Source organism: uncultured Campylobacter sp. (assembly GCF_938030815.1).
Classification (GTDB): domain Bacteria; phylum Campylobacterota; class Campylobacteria; order Campylobacterales; family Campylobacteraceae; genus Campylobacter_B.
Genome location: NZ_CALHII010000261.1, coordinates 1 through 2,702, shown reverse-complemented (window position 1 = coordinate 2,702; position 2,702 = coordinate 1). Strand labels below are relative to the sequence as shown.

Sequence of the window (2,702 nt, the reverse complement as noted above, 5' to 3'; positions counted from 1 at the left end):
GTTAAACGATCTAGGCGAATTTTCGCGCCGCACAAACGTTTATTGCGTTTTAGAGGCGTGATTTTGGAAGAGCTACTTAAAAATTTACTGCAAGAATACCACCAATACGCCTATATCGTGCTTTTCGTTTGGTGTATTTTAGAAGGCGAAATCGCACTGATTTTGGGCGGTATCATGGCGCACGAGGGACATATAAATTTGCCGCTAGGTATCTTTGTTGCGGGCCTTGGGGCATTTTGCGGCGATCAGTTTTATTTTTATATCGGTCGCTACAACAAAAAATATATCAGTAAAAAGCTCGCGGCACAGCGCCGAAAATTTGCGATTGCGCACCTGCTTTTGCAACGCTACGGTTGGCCGATAATTTTAATGCAGCGCTATATGTATGGCTTTCGCGTCATCATCCCGATGAGTATCGGCATCACTCGCTACAGCGCAAAGAAATTTGCGATTATCAATCTTTTTAGTGCTTGGTGCTGGTCGGGCGCGACGATGATTTTGGCGTGGTATTTTGGCGAGGAGATCTGGAGCGGGCTGCGGCTAATCGAGCAACACTGGTATTTTGCTATACCTATCATAGGCGGAATTTTATATCTATTTTTTAGGTTATTTAAACGTATGGAAAATCACTTTATGAACTCACGAAAGGAACGAGATGAAAGTAAAACTGCTAGATCGTAAAATTAACGAGATAGAGGCGGATTTTGAAGTTATTTTAGTCGTGGATAAAAATTTAAATCACGAATTTATTAAAGACGCGGATAAGTTTGCGCTTTTTAATTACAAAGGCGAGGGCAATCTGCTGCTTGCCGAGAGCGGACGGCTGTACATCGGCGTCAAGGCGCTAGAATATGACCACGTTCGCACAGCACTTGCGAGCGCATACAACACGCTTAAGGGCTACGCGATCAAAAATTTCAAAATCGCCTTTTATAAATGTGGATGCGACCGCAGAAGCACGATGGCGATGGTCGAGGGCGTGCTTCTGGGCGGTTATGAGTTTAACAAATATAAAAGCGATAAAAAAAGCTCCGGCTTAAATGAAATTTTAATCTCGACGCAGGAGTACGGCGGCAGTAGCCCCGACGTGCAAAAGATGAACTACGGCGTGCAGCAGGGCACCGTGATGGCAAATGCCGCAAATTTTGCGCGCGACGGCGTCAATGAGATCCCCGAAATTTACACGCCCGAAAAGATGGCGAGCGAGGCTGAAATTTTAGCCTCGAACTACGACGACGTGAGCGTTAAAATTTACGACGAAGACTTTTTGCGCGAGCAGAATATGAATGCGTTTTTGGCGGTCAATCGCTCCAGCGCTCATCCGCCGCGCCTAATTCATCTGATCTATAAACCGCAGCGCTGCCTAAAGCGCGTCGTTTTCGTGGGCAAAGGACTTACTTATGACAGCGGCGGGCTAAGCCTGAAGCCGAGCGATTATATGCTTACGATGAAAAGCGACAAAAGCGGCGCGCTCGCTGCGATGGGCATCATCAAGGGCGCAGCCGAGCTTGAGTTGCCGTTTGAGATACATGCGGTCATCGGCGCTACTGAAAATATGATCGGCGGCGATTCGTATAAACCCGACGACGTGCTGCTTAGCCGCAGCGGCGTGAGTATCGAGGTGCGAAACACCGATGCGGAGGGCAGGCTCGTGCTTGCCGACTGCCTAAGCTACGCGCAGGATCTTGCCCCCGATCTGCTAATAGATATGGCGACGCTAACCGGCGCTTGCGTCGTGGGGCTCGGCGAATACACGAGCGGCATAATGGGAAACAGCGAGGAGCTAAAGCGTAAATTTAAAGATCTTAGCGATTGTAGCGGCGAGCTATTTAGCATTTTGGAATTTAACGATTATCTGCGCGAGCTAATCAAAAGTAGTATCGCGGACGTCTCCAACTGCTCCTCCAGCAGGTACGGCGGCGCGATAACCGCGGGGCTATTTTTGGATAAATTTATAAAGGACGAATATAAAGACAAGTGGCTGCACCTCGACATCGCGGGTCCTGCGTATCTGGAAAAGGCGTGGGGCTATTATGCCGCGGGCGCGACCGGCGCGGGCGTGAGGGCAAACTTATATTTCTTGCAGGCTCTAGCCAAAGAGCTAAAGGACGCGTAGATGGGGCTTTCAGTAGGGATCGTAGGGCTTCCGAACGTCGGCAAATCCACTACATTTAACGCTCTTAGCGGCGCGCAAAACGCGCAGGCGCAGAATTATCCATTCTGCACGATCGAGCCTAATAAAGCGGTCGTGCCCGTGCCCGATGCCAGGCTCGGCAAGCTAGCGCAGATCGTTAAGCCCGGTCGCATCGTGCATTCGACCATCGAGTTCGTCGATATCGCGGGCCTGGTGCGCGGAGCTAGCAAAGGCGAGGGGTTGGGGAATAAATTTCTTTCAAATATCCGTGAGTGCGAGATCATCCTTCATATCGTGCGCTGTTTCGAAAGCGGCGACATAACCCACGTCGAAGGCTGCGTCGATCCCATCCGCGATATCGAGATCATCGAAACTGAGCTGATTTTAGCGGATATCGAGCAGCTTGGTCGCAAGATAGAGCGCCTCGGCAAGGAAGCCAAAGCAAATCAAAAGGGCGCTAAAGAGGCGCTAGCCGTAGCAAACGAGCTTTTAGCGCATCTAAACGACGGCAAGCCCGCTTCAAATTTTACGCTCAAAGAGGATGAAAGCTACATCGCTTTAAATCGCG

At 49.8% G+C, this 2,702-nt stretch carries 3 protein-coding genes; all 3 read left to right on the top strand.

All coding sequences use genetic code 11. From position 1 onward, the window contains the following. Window positions 1-63: 63 nt before the first annotated feature. The gene (locus Q0277_RS09745) at window positions 64-681 is read left to right on the top strand and encodes a DedA family protein (protein WP_005870565.1); all 618 of its coding nucleotides are present in this window, start codon (window positions 64-66) and stop codon (window positions 679-681) included. After that, the gene (locus tag Q0277_RS09740; RefSeq protein WP_297997608.1) at window positions 656-2,116 is read left to right on the top strand and encodes a leucyl aminopeptidase; all 1,461 of its coding nucleotides are present in this window, start codon (window positions 656-658) and stop codon (window positions 2,114-2,116) included. Before Q0277_RS09745 ends, Q0277_RS09740 begins: the two co-directional genes overlap by 26 nt. Then, window positions 2,117-2,702: GTPase (locus Q0277_RS09735; RefSeq protein WP_297997606.1), on the top strand; the 586-nt coding region annotated here is incomplete at its 3' end.

Bases quoted from the DNA above. Each gene is read 5' to 3' on its own strand.
- Q0277_RS09740 (WP_297997608.1), top strand. From the start codon at position 656: ATGAAAGTAAAACTGCTAGATCGTAAAATTAACGAGATAGAGGCGGAT.